Source organism: Tritonibacter litoralis (genome assembly GCF_009496005.1).
Lineage (GTDB): Bacteria > Pseudomonadota > Alphaproteobacteria > Rhodobacterales > Rhodobacteraceae > Epibacterium > Epibacterium litoralis.
Genome location: NZ_WIBF01000002.1, coordinates 320,215 through 336,826, shown reverse-complemented (window position 1 = coordinate 336,826; position 16,612 = coordinate 320,215). Strand labels below are relative to the sequence as shown.

18 protein-coding genes are annotated in these 16,612 nt (G+C 57.4%); 7 read left to right on the top strand and 11 right to left on the bottom strand.

Annotated elements, in window-relative coordinates; genetic code table 11:
- Positions 1–20: 20 nt before the first annotated feature.
- The gene (locus GFB49_RS05835; protein ID WP_153214899.1) at positions 21–629 is read left to right on the top strand and encodes a thymidine kinase; all 609 of its coding nucleotides are present in this window, start codon (positions 21–23) and stop codon (positions 627–629) included.
- A gap of 91 nt (positions 630–720) precedes the next feature.
- Positions 721–2,121: a 30S ribosomal protein S12 methylthiotransferase RimO gene (gene rimO / locus GFB49_RS05830; RefSeq protein ID WP_153214898.1), complete on the top strand. Its 1,401-nt coding sequence runs from the start codon at positions 721–723 to the stop codon at positions 2,119–2,121.
- A gap of 56 nt (positions 2,122–2,177) precedes the next feature.
- Here rimO and GFB49_RS05825 read toward each other — a convergent pair whose 3' ends face one another.
- The 4 genes from GFB49_RS05825 to GFB49_RS05810 form a co-directional block, all read right to left on the bottom strand.
- Complete coding sequence (locus GFB49_RS05825; protein ID WP_153214897.1) at positions 2,178–2,432, bottom strand: DUF6455 family protein; 255 nt, start codon at positions 2,430–2,432, stop codon at positions 2,178–2,180.
- A gap of 59 nt (positions 2,433–2,491) precedes the next feature.
- On the bottom strand, positions 2,492–2,791 hold the full coding sequence (locus tag GFB49_RS05820; RefSeq protein ID WP_153214896.1) for a DUF6455 family protein: 300 nt from the start codon (positions 2,789–2,791) through the stop codon (positions 2,492–2,494).
- A 169-nt stretch (positions 2,792–2,960) separates the two neighbouring features.
- Entirely contained in the window at positions 2,961–3,347 is a 387-nt protein-coding gene (locus tag GFB49_RS05815; RefSeq protein ID WP_153214895.1) for a YigZ family protein, read from the bottom strand.
- Positions 3,347–4,048, bottom strand: coding sequence for a M48 family metalloprotease (locus GFB49_RS05810; protein WP_153214894.1), 702 nt, complete (start codon positions 4,046–4,048; stop codon positions 3,347–3,349). The genes GFB49_RS05815 and GFB49_RS05810 overlap by 1 nt, the downstream gene beginning before the upstream one ends.
- A 160-nt stretch (positions 4,049–4,208) precedes the next feature.
- Between GFB49_RS05810 and GFB49_RS05805 the strand changes: the two genes are divergently transcribed.
- Positions 4,209–4,454: a hypothetical protein gene (locus tag GFB49_RS05805; RefSeq protein ID WP_153214893.1), complete on the top strand. Its 246-nt coding sequence runs from the start codon at positions 4,209–4,211 to the stop codon at positions 4,452–4,454.
- A 10-nt stretch (positions 4,455–4,464) separates the two neighbouring features.
- On the opposite strand, the gene GFB49_RS05800 is transcribed toward GFB49_RS05805, so the two are convergent.
- On the bottom strand, positions 4,465–4,743 hold the full coding sequence (locus tag GFB49_RS05800) for a DUF167 domain-containing protein (protein ID WP_153214892.1): 279 nt from the start codon (positions 4,741–4,743) through the stop codon (positions 4,465–4,467).
- A gap of 164 nt (positions 4,744–4,907) precedes the next feature.
- On the opposite strand from GFB49_RS05800, the gene GFB49_RS05795 reads away from it, so the two are divergent.
- Both GFB49_RS05795 and GFB49_RS05790 read left to right on the top strand, forming a co-directional pair.
- The gene (locus GFB49_RS05795) at positions 4,908–5,486 is read left to right on the top strand and encodes a nitroreductase family protein (RefSeq protein WP_153214891.1); all 579 of its coding nucleotides are present in this window, start codon (positions 4,908–4,910) and stop codon (positions 5,484–5,486) included.
- Between the two features lie 19 nt (positions 5,487–5,505).
- Positions 5,506–6,207, top strand: coding sequence for an EI24 domain-containing protein (locus GFB49_RS05790; RefSeq protein WP_153214890.1), 702 nt, complete (start codon positions 5,506–5,508; stop codon positions 6,205–6,207).
- A 267-nt stretch (positions 6,208–6,474) separates the two neighbouring features.
- Here the strand turns inward: GFB49_RS05790 and GFB49_RS05785 are convergent, their stop codons facing one another.
- Positions 6,475–6,750, bottom strand: coding sequence for a DUF1467 family protein (locus GFB49_RS05785; RefSeq protein ID WP_153214889.1), 276 nt, complete (start codon positions 6,748–6,750; stop codon positions 6,475–6,477).
- Between the two features lie 76 nt (positions 6,751–6,826).
- Positions 6,827–7,231 (bottom strand): methylmalonyl-CoA epimerase, encoded by a 405-nt coding sequence (mce, locus tag GFB49_RS05780; RefSeq protein ID WP_153214888.1) that lies wholly within the window; start codon positions 7,229–7,231, stop codon positions 6,827–6,829.
- A gap of 188 nt (positions 7,232–7,419) precedes the next feature.
- Between mce and GFB49_RS05775 the strand changes: the two genes are divergently transcribed.
- Positions 7,420–8,139 (top strand): response regulator, encoded by a 720-nt coding sequence (locus GFB49_RS05775; RefSeq protein ID WP_153214887.1) that lies wholly within the window; start codon positions 7,420–7,422, stop codon positions 8,137–8,139.
- Between the two features lie 248 nt (positions 8,140–8,387).
- Here the strand turns inward: GFB49_RS05775 and aspS are convergent, their stop codons facing one another.
- The 4 genes from aspS to GFB49_RS05755 all read right to left on the bottom strand — a co-directional run bounded on the left by aspS (position 8,388) and on the right by GFB49_RS05755 (position 12,999).
- Positions 8,388–10,187: an aspartate--tRNA ligase gene (aspS, locus tag GFB49_RS05770; RefSeq protein WP_153214886.1), complete on the bottom strand. Its 1,800-nt coding sequence runs from the start codon at positions 10,185–10,187 to the stop codon at positions 8,388–8,390.
- Positions 10,188–10,284: 97 nt separating this feature from the next.
- Positions 10,285–10,926, bottom strand: a complete 642-nt coding sequence (locus tag GFB49_RS05765) for a CPBP family intramembrane glutamic endopeptidase (protein WP_153214885.1) — start codon at positions 10,924–10,926, stop codon at positions 10,285–10,287.
- A 316-nt stretch (positions 10,927–11,242) separates the two neighbouring features.
- Positions 11,243–11,920 (bottom strand): aminotransferase class IV family protein, encoded by a 678-nt coding sequence (locus tag GFB49_RS05760; RefSeq protein ID WP_153214884.1) that lies wholly within the window; start codon positions 11,918–11,920, stop codon positions 11,243–11,245.
- Positions 11,863–12,999 carry an aminodeoxychorismate synthase component I gene (locus GFB49_RS05755; RefSeq protein WP_153214883.1) on the bottom strand — a complete coding sequence of 379 codons (1,137 nt, stop codon included), beginning with the start codon at positions 12,997–12,999 and terminating at the stop codon, positions 11,863–11,865. The genes GFB49_RS05760 and GFB49_RS05755 overlap by 58 nt, the downstream gene beginning before the upstream one ends.
- A gap of 228 nt (positions 13,000–13,227) precedes the next feature.
- Here GFB49_RS05755 and carB point away from each other — a divergent pair, with 228 nt between their 5' ends.
- Positions 13,228–16,590, top strand: coding sequence for a carbamoyl-phosphate synthase large subunit (carB, locus tag GFB49_RS05750; protein ID WP_153214882.1), 3,363 nt, complete (start codon positions 13,228–13,230; stop codon positions 16,588–16,590).
- Positions 16,591–16,612: the final 22 nt, after the last annotated feature.

Sequence of the window (16,612 nt, the reverse complement as noted above, 5' to 3'; positions counted from 1 at the left end):
ACGCTCGTTAGATCGGTGCCATGGCCAAGCTCTACTTTAACTACTCGACCATGAATGCCGGCAAATCTGCAATGTTGCTGCAGGCGTCGCACAATTACCGCGAAAATAATATGCAAACCTATCTTTTGACTGCTGATTTTGACGATCGCAGTGGGGGTGGGCAGATTGCATCGCGAATCGGTATTGCGGCAGAGGCGGATACATTTGCCCAAGAGGATGACCTGTTTGCGCGAATCGAGAGGGTCTTGGCCAAGCAGCAGATATCGGCGATTTTTATTGATGAGGCGCAGTTTCTGACCAAAACGCAGGTCTGGCAGCTGACGCAGGTTGTGGATGACCTGAACGTCCCGGTGCTGTGCTATGGTCTGCGCGTTGATTTCCGCGGCGAGCTGTTTCCCGGCTCTGCGGCTTTGTTGGCATGGGCGGATGAAATGCGCGAAGTGCGAACGATCTGTCACTGCGGCAAAAAAGCGACCATGGTTGTGCGTCAGGATGAGACGGGCCGCATTTTGACCGATGGCGATCAGGTGCAGATCGGTGGAAACGAAAGCTATGTGTCGCTCTGTCGTAAACACTGGCGAGAGGCGATGAAAGGCTCTGCGGCGACCGCTTTGGGTCAAGACGACTAGACCAGTTAAATCTGGATCTGCCGCTTGCGCAGAACTGCCTTGCAAAAAACATCCATTCCCATGAGGGCCGCAGCATATTATACGCGCGCCCATGACCAGCAATCCGCCAGAGCTACGCCCCGACCTTGCCCCGAAAGCCACTTTGTCCGACGCGCCGCGTGAGGGGCAGCCGACCCTTGGGATGGTGTCGCTTGGGTGCCCAAAGGCTCTGGTCGACAGTGAGCGCATTCTGACCCGGCTCCGAGCCGAAGGATATGGCATCTCACCCGATTACGCAGGGGCGGATGCGGTTATTGTGAACACCTGCGGCTTTTTGGACAGCGCCAAGGCCGAGAGCCTGGATGCTATCGGCGAAGCGTTGAAGGAAAACGGCAAGGTCATCGTCACAGGCTGCCTTGGGGCAGAGCCTGATTACATTCGCGAACATCACCCGCGGATTCTGGCAGTGACGGGACCGCATCAATATGAACAGGTTCTAGACGCAGTGCATCAGACCGTGCCGCCATCACCGGATCCTTTTGTGGATCTGCTGCCCACATCGGGCGTCAAACTGACCCCACGCCACTTCAGCTATTTGAAGATCTCAGAGGGCTGCAATCACAAGTGTAAATTCTGCATTATCCCGGATATGCGCGGCAAGCTGGCGTCCCGCCCGGTGCATGCGGTTCTGCGCGAAGCGGAAAAACTGGTGGATGCGGGTGTCAAAGAGCTGTTGGTGATCAGCCAGGACACATCGGCCTATGGTCTGGACCGGAAGTACGACAGCCACCCTTGGAAGGGGGCAGAGGTGCGCTCTCATATCCAGGATCTGAGCCACGAGCTGGGCAAGCTTGCGCCCGCAGATGAGCTTTGGATCCGGATGCATTATGTCTACCCATACCCGCATGTGCGCGAGTTGATCCCGCTGATGGCCGATCCGGACAATGCGCTGCTGCCTTATTTGGATATTCCTTTTCAACACGCCCATCCTGATGTGCTGAAACGCATGGCGCGCCCTGCGGCGGGGGCAAAAACACTGGAGGAAATCCAAGCCTGGCGCAGCATCTGCCCGGATATTACCCTGCGATCGACCTTTATTGTTGGTTACCCGGGGGAGACTGAGGTGGAGTTCCAACACCTCTTGGACTGGATGGAAGAGGCGCAGCTGGACCGGGTGGGGTGTTTCAAATACGAAAACGTCGATGGCGCGCGTTCAAATGCGCTGCCGGATCATGTGCCAGAAGAGGTTAAGCAAGAGCGTTGGGAACGGTTTATGGAGACTGCCCAGGCGATTTCTGAGGCAAAGCTGGCCGCAAAAGTTGGGCAACGCATGCAGGTCATCATTGATGACATCGACGAGGATGGCGTGGCGACCTGCCGAACCAAGGCGGATGCGCCGGAAATCGACGGAAACCTGTTTATCGACGAAAATACCGATAATCTGCAGGTTGGCGATTTGGTATCTGTCGAAGTAGACGAGGCGGGCGATTACGACTTGTGGGGGCGCCTTTAAGCGCCCAAAGCCTCGGCCCTGTCAGTTGACGATGCCACAGAATACTAAGCGCAGCGCTATGGCTGTTCTTTCAGTTTGGACAGCCGGTCGATCAGGTCTTTGTTCGCACAGTAATCTTGTACCTGCTCTTGTTGCCCGTTTTTGAGGGTAGAGAGATGTAGGGCACAGGCGCGGTCACAGCCGGACGCACGGCATTTGGTGACAATCTCTGAGTACCGACGCGGGTCAAGGGAACGATCATGCATGGCTGCACTCAGATCGACCCCGACCGATCGTGCAACCTCATGTGTGAGCCACATATGTCGATACATGTTGCCTAATCCCTTCTCTTCGCGCGGGCGTTCAATTGGCTTTGCCTTTGCACTGCCGGTCATTCGCTGGCCTGTTGCAGATAGGAAAACAGATCGGAATTGCGGCAAAACTCTGGCGGGGTGGCTTTGGTTCGCGCGTCCTTGGTGGGGCCCTGACGGTCACCGTCAACATCAAATTTGTTCAGCCAGCGCTGGCAGGCCCCCGGTTCGCTGCAACGTGTGCAACGCAAGACGGCTTCTGCAATTTCATCAAACTGGAGATTGCCCGCAATCGCTTCTTCCTGAAGGTCGAGCCCCACAGCTTTGCCCATGCGATCAAACAGGCGCGCATGTTTCTTGATCGTTACCAAATCGGTCATTCAAACGCTCCATTGTCCGTAAGTTTACCGTGACTAACACGCATCGGGAATGAGGGTTTTGATTTGGATCAATCCTGGCGTGAAATATGTACCTTTGATTATCTGATTTGACGTTTCTGTCGGTGGCGCAGGGCCAGCGGCCCCAGGGCGACGTTCCAAACTGCGCGGCTTAACCGTCGTGAAGCGTGTTCAAATACGCTCTGGTGGCGTCCTGCACGCGACGAAACCGGTCGCCACCCAGCTTTTTGCCGCCATACCAGCGGGTGACGATGATCACATGATCCGATAGCCCCTCGCGTTCCATCATCCGCAGGATCACCATGGCAGCGCCGCTTTCGCCGTCATCTGCCTTGAGCGCGCCCGTTGGAAGCTGCGCCGCCCAGGTGTTATGTGTGGCCTTGGCATAGCTGCGGTCGGATTTCAGGGCCGCCAGAACCTGATCCACCTCATCGCGTGATCGGACCGGCGCGCCACTGACAGCATATTTTGACCCGCGGTCCGTCAGGATAACCCCCAATCGCACCAGACCGGGAAAACCCGTTTGCGAATGACCCATCAGTTCAGGCCATACCTGCGAATTGTTGATTGAACCACATTGATCCGCTCCGGGTTGGGCGGATGCGTGCCCAGAAAACGATCACCCGGATCTGGCAGGCGGTAGAAAAACTGCACTCCGACACTGGGACGATAGCCCGCACGGTGGGTGATGATGGTGCCAAGCTCATCGGCTTCCAGTTCAAATTCCTTGGAGTAGCCGCGTGCACCAACCGTTGCTCCCAGATCCTGCGCATTGGCGATATCCGAAGGGGTCCCGCCTGCAAGCGTGGCCAGACCGCCCAGGATGATTGCACCAGAAATGGCGTTTTGCCGTTGCCGGGCCAGATGGTTGCGAATGTGGTGCGCCGCTTCATGGGACATCACAAAGGCAAGCTCGTCCCGGTTGGCCAATTGGCCAAGCATCGCCTGCGTAAACACGATCCGTGGCCGACCGGATTTATCAAGGGTCTGAAACGCATTTGGCGGCGCGTTGCGGTTGGGATCAATATTGATCAGGAAGTCGCAATTCAAACCAGCTGTCCGGTTCCGGCATTCCCGTTCAGCTGTCGGCTCTACGATGGATTGTACGGCCGCGAAATCAGCGCGGCTCATACCCACGGCACGGCTGGATTGGATGCGTGGATCGGTTGCGGTGGTGGCAACCGGGACATCACAGGCCGCAACGAACAAAAGAGCGAAAAGCACTGCTAGCCGACGCATGGTTTTCCTTTTGGTAATCAACAGTTGTTCTGTTTATCTAGTACAGATCATAGCCCTTTACAGAGCTGGGGATCAATCTTTGCGCAGTCCAATCGCGCAGACGAAAGGTTTCACATTGCTGTGCCTTGCAAGGCTACGGGTCGCGTGGCAAGCTTGACCCATGTTTACCATAGAGCATGAATTTGACTCCACTGTAATCACCCTGGTGGATGAGGGCGCAGCCCACTTGCAGGAAGACGTGATTGTGAATGCGTTCTCGGAATGCGTCACAGTTGAACAATTCGATCCAACAACAGACAAGACGCTGCGCCTGACCTTGAGCCACGCACAGGTCAGAGATTTGGCCGCGGCCCTGGACCTGCCCGAGGGGATTTACAGGCTGGTGGGCGAAGACAGTGAGACATAAGCCCTGTGCACTAGTCTGAGGTGACGCGAAACAGCTTATCTCGGGAGGTTGCGCCCCGGATCAAGTCCAAGCGAGAGGGGGCCAACCCCAGAGCCGTGGCCAGAATGTCGCGCACTGCATCATTGGCTTTGCCGTTTTCTGGAGCGGCCGTCACGGCCACCTTTAACAGGTCCCCCACAACGGTTACGGTGTTGCGTCCGGCTTTTGGGGTGACACGAACCGGCAGGTCTTGTCCGGGTGCGGCCAGATGGCTCAGATCTGGCAGGTCTTTTTTCTTGGGTCTTCCCATGTAATGCCTATCGTTCAGTACGGGTGCGATTGGGGTCACTTTGTTTAAATCACCTGGCTTGGGCAGGCAGCAACCCGGCTGCAATCGGTTTATCCACGCTTTTCCCTTGAATTTCCCTGTGGGACATCAGACATAAAAAGCGCCCATGTAAAGAGGTTTCACATATGAGCTTACGCAATGACGCCGCACTTGAATTCCTTTTGTCGCGACGTTCGCGCCCGGCCAAGACTTTGGTAGCGCCTGCGCCCACACGGGCTGAATTGGAGCCGATCCTGACAGCGGCAGCGCGGACACCGGATCACGGCATGCTGGTGCCCTGGCGGTTCATTGTGGTGGAGCAGCCAGCCATGGCGCGTCTGGCCGATTTGACTGTCGAGACGGGGCAGCGGCTGGGCAAGTCTGAGGAAGATATCGCCAAAGGACGCAGCCAGTTTGATCTGGGCCATCTGGCCGTTGTGGTTGTCGAGGTTCAAACGCCCTCTCCAAAAATCCCAGCCATCGAACAGACCTATGCCGCAGGTGCGGCGTGTCTGTCGCTTTTGAATGCAGCGCTTGCATCTGGGTGGGGCGCCAATTGGTTGTCGGGCTGGGCCAGCCATGATCGCACCTTTGGCGAGATGGCTTTTGACCTCAAAGACAATGAGCGGATTGCCGGTATCGTCCACATCGCCACCGAAGGTCCGCGCCCGCCGGAACGCCCGCGTCCAGATCTTGCCGAGATCACGACCTGGGTGTCAGAGTAACCAGTTTCAGGGCCCCACGATGATTATTGACTCGTTTTTCAAAGCACTTGCCCAATGCGGGGATCCGCGGTTTCGCCATGTGCTGTTCAAAGGCATCGGGCTGACGATTGCGTTGCTGTTTGGTGCTTATGCGCTGGTCTATGCAGGCATCAACAGTTTGGTCGGAGCCGAAACAACCTTGCCGCTGATCGGGCAGGTGGCCTGGGTGGATGATCTTGTGTCCTGGGGCTCGATCGTTTTGATGCTGCTGTTGTCGACTGTGTTGATGGTGCCCGTTGCATCGGCCATCACCTCCATGTTTCTTGAGGATGTGGCCCAAGCGGTGGAGGATCGCCATTACCCGCATTTGCCAGCCGCAGCTTCCGTGCCGTTTCTGACGGCTCTGAAGGATACCGTGAATTTCCTGGGCGTGTTGATCCTGGCAAATATTCTGGCCTTGGTGCTGTATCTGATTTTTGCACCGGCTGCACCGTTTATCTTTTGGGGTCTGAATGGCTTTTTGCTGGGGCGGGAATATTTCACCTTGGTGGCGGCACGCCGGATCGGAATGGAGGCCGCGCGCGCCTTACGCGCTCAGCATGCGGGAACAGTTTGGCTGGCTGGCGGGCTGATGGCCATTCCGCTGTCGGTGCCATTGGTCAACCTGTTTGTGCCCATTCTAGGAGCCGCGACCTTTACCCATATCTTTCACCGTTTGAACAGCAGGGTCGCCACGGTTTGACCTGTCAAAGGGCTCTGACGTTTGGCGTTGAAAACAGGCCTGTAGCAGGGAAATGCACATATACCGGGCATCTGGCCACAAGTTTTTCCGTTTATTAGCGGTTTTACTAGGCAAACCGGAGAAACAGGCCATAGCCTGACGATGCGAGGGCGCGATTTGCGCTCATTCCCAGCGCCCTCACACTCGCACGGCGGCCCTTCTCCAGCAGGGCCGCCACCCCAAAACACAAAATTCCCCATAAAAACGGTGAATTCAGCAGCCTGATGCTTACTGTGGATCGGGCAGCCGGTCGAACCAGTCAAAGTCATTTACTGTGATCACCCCGGACAGGATGATCCCGGCGATGATGGCCCACAACAGGGCTGCGACGCCGGTGGTAATCAACGCTTTCGCCTTCAAGTGGTGCTGCTCAGGTGCGCCTGCATGGGTGCCGGGAACGATTTCGCCACGATCCCCTTGGGTCACCACCCGGATCGGCAGGACGATCAAGAAGGTCATGAACCAGATCACCGCATAAAGAACCAGACCGGATGTTATTCCCATTTTACCCTCCATAAGCACAAGCAAAGCCGCCCTGCGTCGGGATATGCCCGGCGGCCAAGGCGGCGATTACATCCTGTCACACTTCTTCCAGCTCAACCAGACAGCCGTTAAAGTCTTTTGGGTGCAGAAACAAAACCGGTTTGCCATGGGCGCCGATCTTGGGTTCTCCCGAGCCCAGCACCCGCGCGCCTTGCTCTTTCAGGTGGTCCCGCGCGGCCAGAATATCTTCGACTTCATAGCAAACGTGATGAATGCCACCGGCTGGGTTTTTCTCAAGGAACCCATTGATCGGAGAGTTTTCACCCAGCGGGTACAACAGCTCGATCTTGGTGTTGGGCAGTTCAATAAAGATCACCGTCACCCCGTGATCGGGTTCGTCCTGTGGCGCGCCCACATTGGCTCCCAGCGCGTTGCGGTATTGATCTGCAGCGGCTTCCAAATCCGGAACCGCAATGGCCACGTGGTTCAATCGTCCAATCATTTTATCCTCCACCTGTCGTTTTAAGTGGCCTGTTTATGCGCGCCGCATCGCAGCAAAACAAGTGCGACACAAAGCTCATGCGCCAAAGATGGTAACCAAACGTGAAAATAGAGCGGCGGTTAACTTCTAATTAGCCTCGTTTCCCTAGCCTCGATTCGGAACACATTCGACCTGGAGCATGTAAAGCTATGGAAGATTTGGAACTCTTTGCCGCCGCCCAACGCCTGCCGACCGCACGTCGGCCGCTGCTGGGTTTGACCGTTTTGGTTGTGGAAGACAGCCGATTTGCCTGCGAAGCGATGCGCCTGATGTGTTTGCGAAGCGGGGCGCGGATCCGGAGAGCGGACTGCCTGAAGTCTGCACGCCGCCACCTGCAGGCCTATCGACCCTCTGCGGTGATCATCGATCTGGGTCTGCCGGATGGCAGTGGCACGGAACTGATTGCTGAATGCGCCAACTCCAACCCGCGCGTGGGTGTTGTTCTTGGCACCTCGGGCGATCTGGGTCGCGAGCAAGAGGCGATAGATGCCGGCGCGGATGGTTTCCTGCAAAAACCGATTTCGACCCTGGGTGAATTTCAGGGCGCGGTTCTGAAATACTTGCCTGCGGATTGGCAACAACGTCGCCCTGCCGCCTTGTCTGACGAAGCGATTGAGCCCGATATGCTGGCCTTCCAGGATGATCTGGCGCATGCGGCAGACATTCTGAGCGAAGGCGAAGATGCCAAGAACCTGGATTATGTGGCACAGTTTGTTGGCGGTGTTGCACGCAGCATCGGCGATGGGCCGTTGGCAGACGCTGCGCAAGGTGTTGTGACAGCGCGGGCCGCGGGTCAGCCCCTAGGTGCGGCCACCGCGGCCATGGCCGGCTTGGTTCAAGATCGCTTGGAAAAACGGGTCGCGATCTGATCATGGTCGAGGTGTTTTTGGTGGTATTTGCGACCTTGGGCATTGCCTTGTCTGCCCAGGCTGTTGCGTTTTCGCGTGAATTGCGGCGGGGCAGGAAAATGACACGGGTGCCGTTGCGGCGTTAGCGCAGGACCCGTAGGCGTAATGACGAAGCCTCATGCGGACCGAGCGACGCGACCTTTGAGTTACAACAAGTAAGGCCGCCCAATGGGCGGCCCTTGTCGTTTCACAGGCATCAAAATCCGGCTTTATTGATCCTGCGGGATCACGCGGAGGTTCAATTCCATCAGTTGTTCTGCCAGCGGCTCGCTTGGCGCGGACATCATCAGGTCTTCGGCGCGTTGGTTCATCGGGAACATGATGACCTCGCGGATGTTGGCCTCATCTGCCAGCAGCATCACCATCCGGTCGATACCTGCCGCACAACCACCGTGGGGTGGGGCGCCGTATTGGAAGGCGTTGACCATGCCGCCAAAGCGTTTTTCAACTTCGTCTTTGCCGTAGCCTGCGATTTCAAAGGCTTTGAACATGATTTCCGGGCGGTGGTTCCGGATTGCGCCGGACACCAGCTCGTAACCGTTACAGGCCAGGTCATACTGGTTGCCGCGCACGTCCAGCGGATCGCCGTTCAGCGCATCCATACCACCTTGGGGCATGGAGAATGGGTTGTGTTCAAAGTCGATCTTGCCGGTTTCCTCGTCCTTCTCGTAGATCGGGAAATCCACGATCCAGGCAAAGGCAAAGCGGTCGCGCCAGTTTTCGTCTTCCGGTGCTTTGGGCGTTTCTTCCCAGATAACGTTACGGGCGCGGCCTGCGATGGCTTCAAACGCTTTAGGTTTGCCGCCCAGGAAGAACGCCGCATCACCGACCTCAAGTCCCAGCTGCTGGCGGATTGCTTCGGTCCGCTCGGGGCCGATGTTTTTTGCCAGCGGGCCTGCCGCTTCCATGCCGTTGCCTTGGTCGCGCCAGAAGATATAGCCCATGCCGGGCAGGCCTTCTTGTTGGGCGAATTTGTTCATACGGTCGCAGAACTTGCGGCTTCCACCTTTGGGCGCTGGGATGGCGCGCACTTCGGTGCCGTCTTGCTCCAGCAGTTTGGCAAAGATCGCAAAACCGGAGCCGCGGAAATGTTCGGAGCAATCCTGCATCTTGATCGGGTTGCGCAGGTCGGGTTTGTCAGAGCCATACCATTTGGCAGCATCCTTGTAGGAGATCTGCGGCCAATCCTCGGCGGCGTCGACCTTGCGGCCTTTGCCGAACTCTTCAAACACGCCTGCAATCACCGGAGCGATAGTGTCAAAGACATCCTGCTGGGTGACAAAGGACATTTCTATGTCGAGCTGGTAGAAATCGGTCGGCGATCGGTCGGCGCGCGGGTCCTCATCGCGGAAACAAGGCGCGATCTGGAAGTATTTGTCAAAGCCCGATACCATCATCAGCTGTTTGAACTGCTGGGGGGCCTGGGGCAGGGCGTAGAATTTGCCCGGATGCAGACGGGAGGGCACGAGGAAGTCACGCGCACCTTCGGGGCTGGATGCGGTGATGATCGGGGTCTGGTATTCGTTGAAGCCCTTGTCCCACATGCGCTTGCGGATCGACTGGATCATATTGGAGCGCAGCACCATGTTGTTCTGCATCTTCTCGCGACGCAGGTCGAGGTAGCGATAGCGCAGGCGTGTCTCTTCCGGGTATTCCTGATCGCCAAACACCATCAAGGGCAGTTCTTCGGATTGACCCAGAACCTCAAGGTCGCGCACAAAAACTTCGATCTCACCCGTCGGGATCTTGGCGTTTACCAGGCTCTCTTCGCGCGCCTTCACGTTTCCGTCGATACGGATACACCATTCGGAACGAACTTTTTCCATCTGGCTGAACACCGGGCTATCCGGGTCACACAGAACCTGGGTCATGCCATAATGGTCGCGCAAATCGACAAACAGAACCCCGCCGTGATCTCGGATCCGGTGGACCCAGCCCGCCAGACGGACGGTTTCTCCCACATGGGATTTGTTCAGGTCGGCGCAGGTGTGGCTGCGATATGCGTGCATGGTCATCATCCCTTTGGACGGCATCTATGGTCGCGGTGAGAAAGCGTGCCTGAGCGGTAAAGTCAAGGGAGTGCACAGCCCGCAGAGCGCATTCGCCTCAAAAAGGTCGAACAACATTGCCGGAATAGAAATAGGCACCCATTCCAACCGTAAAAAGAAGGTTCCCGGCAATGGCGTGCAACAACACCGTATAAAAGAAAGAGCCCCGCACACGATAGGCATGAGAGAAGACAAAACTGCCTGCAAAAGTGATCAGGGCGACCACCCAGCTCCAATACATCAAATGCGCAAGGGAGAAGACGGCCGCGTTCAGCAGATTTGCCTGCGCGCCACGGGGCAGGATGGCCCGATAGCGCCGAAAGAACAGCACCCGGAACAACAACTCTTGGGGGAGGGCGGAGACCAGCGGGTAAAACAGCCAGATCATCCCCAACAGCTCGGGGCGTTCGCGTACCAGCAGAAATGCGGATTCTGGACGCAGCAGATAGATGAGCGCCGTGAAGCTTGTGAGGCAAAAAAAGGTGAAGGCAAGGAACTCACGGAGCTGCCAACTGCGGGCTCCATCCAGGAGACGCGACCAGTGAAAGCGGGGGGTAAGCGCCAGAAGCAGCAGGCCAAGACCGGTAAAGGCAAACAGCGCCGGAAACATCTGTGTTGGGGGCAGAAACAGGGCGATGAGGGCCGGAGACACCAGATAAAACAAGGCAAATTCAAGCCGCAGGCGTTGTTTGATGGTCATGGAGCTTGGATCGAGGCCTTGGACAATGAAGTTTTACATGTGGGGTTGAGATATTCCATTTTAGAGGTAATGTCGCATGACAAAACGTAAAATTCCGTAACGGTTTGTTTGATCCCTCAGCTTGGTCCTCCAACCTATTTGGCTAACCTATTCGGTTTTGAAAGGCGCAGCGCTCCCGCGTCTTTGCGCCCCAGTGCGATGCACTGCGGTCCGCAGCCTTGGGCCGGGCGCCGCCCCCTTTGGGCGCGGCGCGGTTGCGCAATCTGGCTGAGGGTGTCTGCAGGTCGGGACCACGAGAGCCTTGTGGTTTAACCCGTTATGAATTTTGCATGTGACATTCCGCAGACCATTGGGCCGGAATTTCTCCGCGCAGGGCATTCACAAAACGGACGCGTCGGGCGGTGCGCAGATCCGCAAGATGCAAAACCCGTTCGGTGACGTTCTGCATGTCCAGCAGCTTTTGACGGCCAATCCCCGGCAGACATCCCGATGCAAGGGGAGGCGTCAGCCAGTCACCCGCCGGAGTTTCGATCAAAAGATTTGTGATCGTGCCTTCACAAAGCTCCTCTTTTTCGTTCAAGAAAAGCACCTCATCCACGCTGTCTGGCAAATCACGCCGGTATTGGTCGTATAGGGCGCGCCGTGTTGTCTTATGGCGCAAGTATGGATCGCCGGAGGAAAGCCGTGTTTCGGCAATTGTAAAAGTCCAAACAGCTGCCGATTCCGGCAAGCTTGCCGTTGTCATCGACAGTGTGCCGTCTTGTGCCAAGGTCATTCTGCATCTGAGGGGTGTTTCTGAAGTCAGCTCCGCCAAGAGGGTTGTGAAGCCCTGTGGATCAAAGGTGATCCCAAAATGACGCGCGGAATTGGCCAGCCGTGCCATGTGCAAATGGGGATGGGGCACGCCTGTGTCTGGATAAAACCCAAAGGTTTCGATCAGTTGGAATTCTGGGTCCGGGATGTGGTGCTTAGGTCCGCGAAGCGGGCTTTCCATAGGGCTTCCTCATATTCCGATGCGGCGGTGCTGTCCCAGACCACGCCGCCGCCAACGTTCAAGGTGGCGCGCCCTTCGTTCATCATCAGGGTGCGGATGGCGACGTTGAACTCGGACCGGCCATCGGGGGCGGCCCAGCCAATGGTCCCACAATAAATTTCGCGCGGCCAGGGTTCCAGTTCCGCCAGAACCTCCATCGCGCGGATCTTTGGCGCGCCCGTGATCGATCCGCAAGGGTACAAGGCGGCAAAGATGTCGCGAAGGCCCACGCCAGGTTGCAATTGGGCTTCAACCGTTGAAACCATCTGGTGGACGGTTGCGTAGCTTTCGACATGGAACAATTCTGGGACAGAGACAGTTCCCGGTTGCGCAACGCGCGAAATGTCATTGCGCAGAAGGTCGACGATCATCAGGTTTTCGGCGCGGTTCTTTTCGTCGGCCGTCAAGAATGCCTTGCGCCGCGCGTCTTCCTGATCATCTGCGCTGCGGGGTTGCGTGCCTTTCATGGGACGGGTCTGGATGCGCCCATCTGCGAAGGTTTTGAAAAATAACTCAGGTGAGCGGGACAGAAGCGTGGGCAGTTCCGCCTGCTCGACCAGAACCCCGTGATGTACAGGCTGTTGTGCGACCAATGCGCCGTAGATGGCCGATGCATCTTCTGGGGCGGTGCAATCGATGGGGAATGTTAGATTGGCCTGATAGATATCGCCGCGCCCGATCATGTCTTTCACCACGGAGAACGCCTGCGTGTAACGGTCCTGGTCCCAGCGCGGCATCAGCGGCGACATGGCCGGGGCGGCAGACGGTAAGGGCGCAGGCGCGCGCGGAGCGTCATATGCACCAAAGCGCAACAGCGGCAGCGCGCGCTTGGGAGGCAGGCGGCGGCCGAGCTTTGGCTCCAGCACATAGCCCAGCTCATAGCTTGCATACCCGGCAACCCATTTCCCGGCTTGTCGGGCGTGGTCCAGTGCGGCCAAGACATCCCATACTTCATCCGGGGACCAGGCACAGAACACGTCCCTTGGCGCCTCAAAGAGGCTGCCTTGGCCCAATGGTCCGCTGTCAAACCGCAGTTTCATGTCGCAACGCTTTCTCATTGAGAAGCCGATATAGTGAATTGCGCGGCGGGAAAAGGCAAAGAATGCGACGCACCCTTTGCTCAAAACGATACTGTACCCTACCGTGAAGAAACCGCACGCCCCCCCTTGAACCTTTCGCGCCGACCCCTATAACGCAGGACAATTTGGGCGCATGGTGCTGCGTCCGACTCGTATATCAGCGCGCGGAACATCGAAGGGTTATAGGCAATGCCAAAGAGAACGGACATCCAGTCGATCATGATCATCGGGGCAGGCCCCATTGTGATTGGTCAGGCCTGCGAATTCGACTATTCCGGGGCTCAGGCCTGTAAAGCCCTGCGCGAAGAAGGGTATCGGGTTGTACTGGTGAACTCGAACCCAGCGACCATTATGACCGATCCGGGTCTGGCGGATGCGACCTATATTGAACCGATCACACCCGAGGTCGTCGCCAAGATCATCGAGAAAGAGCGCCCCGATGCGCTTTTGCCGACCATGGGCGGGCAGACCGGTCTGAACACCTCGCTGGCTCTGGAAGAGATGGGTGTGCTGGAGAAATTCGGTGTTGAGATGATCGGCGCCAAGCGCGACGCCATTGAGATGGCCGAAGACCGCAAGCTGTTCCGCGAAGCCATGGACCGTCTTGGCCTTGAAAACCCGCGCGCCACAATCGTGACCGCACCGACAACCGACGGCGGTGACGCTGATTTGGAAGCAGGTGTGCAAATCGCGCTGGACGCGCTGGATGACATTGGTCTTCCTGCAATTATCCGCCCGGCATTTACCCTGGGTGGCACCGGCGGTGGCGTGGCTTACAACCGCGAAGACTATATCCATTACTGCCGCTCGGGCATGGATGCATCGCCCGTGAACCAGATTCTGGTGGATGAAAGCCTCTTGGGCTGGAAAGAATACGAGATGGAAGTGGTTCGCGACAAAGCGGACAACGCGATCATCGTCTGTTCCATTGAAAACGTCGATCCGATGGGCGTGCACACGGGTGACTCGATCACCGTGGCACCTGCGCTGACGCTGACCGACAAAGAATACCAGATGATGCGCTCCGCCTCGATTGCGGTTCTGCGTGAGATCGGTGTTGAGACCGGCGGTTCCAATGTGCAATGGGCGGTGAACCCAAAAGACGGCCGTATGGTTGTGATCGAGATGAACCCGCGCGTGTCGCGGTCTTCTGCGCTGGCGTCCAAGGCGACCGGTTTCCCGATTGCCAAGATCGCCGCAAAACTGGCTGTTGGTTACACGCTGGATGAGCTGGACAATGACATCACCAAGGTGACGCCTGCCTCGTTTGAGCCTTCGATCGACTATGTTGTCACCAAGATCCCAAAATTCGCGTTTGAGAAATTCCCGGGCTCTGAACCCTATCTGACCACGGCGATGAAATCGGTGGGTGAAGCCATGTCCATTGGCCGTACCATCCATGAGTCGATGCAAAAAGCGCTGGCATCGATGGAATCGGGCCTGACCGGCTTTGACGAGGTTGAGATCCCAGGTGTTTCCGTGGGTCTGTGGGAAGATGCGACCGCTGACGACAAGGCGGCCGTGGTCAAAGCCATCAGCAAGCAAACACCTGATCGCCTGCGTACCATTGCCCAAGCGATGCGTCACGGCCTATCCGATGATGAGATCCAAGGCGTCACCAGCTTTGATCCGTGGTTCCTGGCCCGGATCCGCGAGATCATCGATGCCGAACGCGACATCCGTAAAAACGGCTTGCCGGTGCGCGAAGACGAGCTGCGTGCTGTCAAGATGCTCGGCTTCACCGATGCGCGCCTTGGTGCGCTGACCGGCCGGGACGAGGACAACGTACGCCGTGCGCGTCTGAACCTGGGCGTTAAAGCTGTGTTCAAACGCATCGACACCTGCGCGGCTGAGTTTGAGGCGCAGACGCCTTACATGTACTCCACCTATGAAGCGCCTATGATGGGAGAGGTCGAGTGCGAGGCACGCCCCTCTGAGCGTAAGAAGGTTGTTGTTCTGGGCGGCGGTCCAAACCGGATCGGGCAGGGGATCGAATTTGATTACTGCTGCTGTCACGCCTGTTTCGCGCTGGCGGATGCTGGTTATGAGACCATCATGATCAACTGCAACCCCGAGACCGTGTCGACCGACTATGACACCTCGGACCGTCTGTATTTCGAGCCGCTGACCTTTGAACACGTGATGGAAATCCTTCGTGTCGAGCTGGAAAACGGCACCCTACACGGTGTGATCGTTCAGTTCGGTGGCCAGACCCCGCTGAAGCTGGCCAATGCGCTGGAAAGCGAAGGTATCCCGATCCTCGGTACCAGCCCGGATGCGATCGACCTGGCCGAAGACCGCGAGCGCTTCCAGGCGCTGGTCAATGAGCTCGGCTTGAAGCAGCCGAAAAACGGTATCGCCTCCACCGACGCACAAGCATTGGAAATCGCGGAAGAAATCGGCTTCCCGCTGGTGATCCGCCCGTCTTATGTTCTGGGTGGGCGCGCGATGGAAATCGTACGCGATATGGACCAGTTGAAACGCTATATTGCCGAGGCGGTTGTGGTTTCTGGCGACAGCCCTGTGCTGCTGGACAGCTATCTGTCTGGTGCGGTTGAACTGGATGTGGACGCGCTGTGTGACGGCGAAGCCGTGCATGTTGCAGGCATCATGCAACACATCGAAGAGGCAGGTGTACACTCAGGTGACTCCGCCTGTTCGCTGCCGCCTTATTCCCTGTCCAAAGAGCTGATCGCCGAGATCAAGGACCAGGCCTTTAAACTGGCTCGGGCACTGAATGTGGTGGGTCTGATGAACGTCCAGTTCGCGATCAAAGATGATGAGATCTATCTGATCGAAGTGAACCCACGCGCGTCGCGCACCGTGCCCTTTGTGGCCAAGGCAACCGACAGCGCGATTGCGTCGATTGCGGCGCGCCTGATGGCGGGTGAGCCGCTGTCGAACTTCCCGGAACGTGCGCCTTATGCGCCGGATGCGGGCTATGACGTGAACACTCCGATGGCCGACCCGATGAGCCTGGCGGACCCGGATATGCCGTGGTTCTCGGTCAAAGAAGCCGTTATGCCCTTTGCCCGTTTCCCTGGTGTTGACACCATCCTCGGCCCCGAGATGCGCTCGACCGGTGAAGTGATGGGCTGGGATCGCTCCTTTGCCCGCGCCTTCCTCAAGGCGCAGCTGGGCGCAGGCATGGTGCTGCCCTCGTCTGGCACAGCCTTCATCACTATCAAGGACGCGGATAAAACCCCGCAAATGATTGAGGCCGCGCAGATCCTTGTGGCACAGGGCTTTGACCTGGTGGCCACACGCGGCACCCAATCCTGGCTGGACGGTCAGGGTGTGCCTTGTGCGGTTGTCAACAAAGTCTATGAGGGCCGCCCCCATGTGGTCGACATGATCAAAGATGGCAAGGTGCAGCTGTTGATGAATACCACCGAAGGTGCGCAGGCGGTTGAGGACAGCAAGGAAATGCGGTCGGTCGCGCTTTATGGCAAGATCCCGTATTTCACCACCGCCGCCGGTGCCCATGCTGCGGCGCGTGCGATCCAGGCCCAGGCCGAAGACGATCTGGAAGTCAAAAGCCTGCAAGGGTAAGTCACCCGCGCCTCAGCGTAAG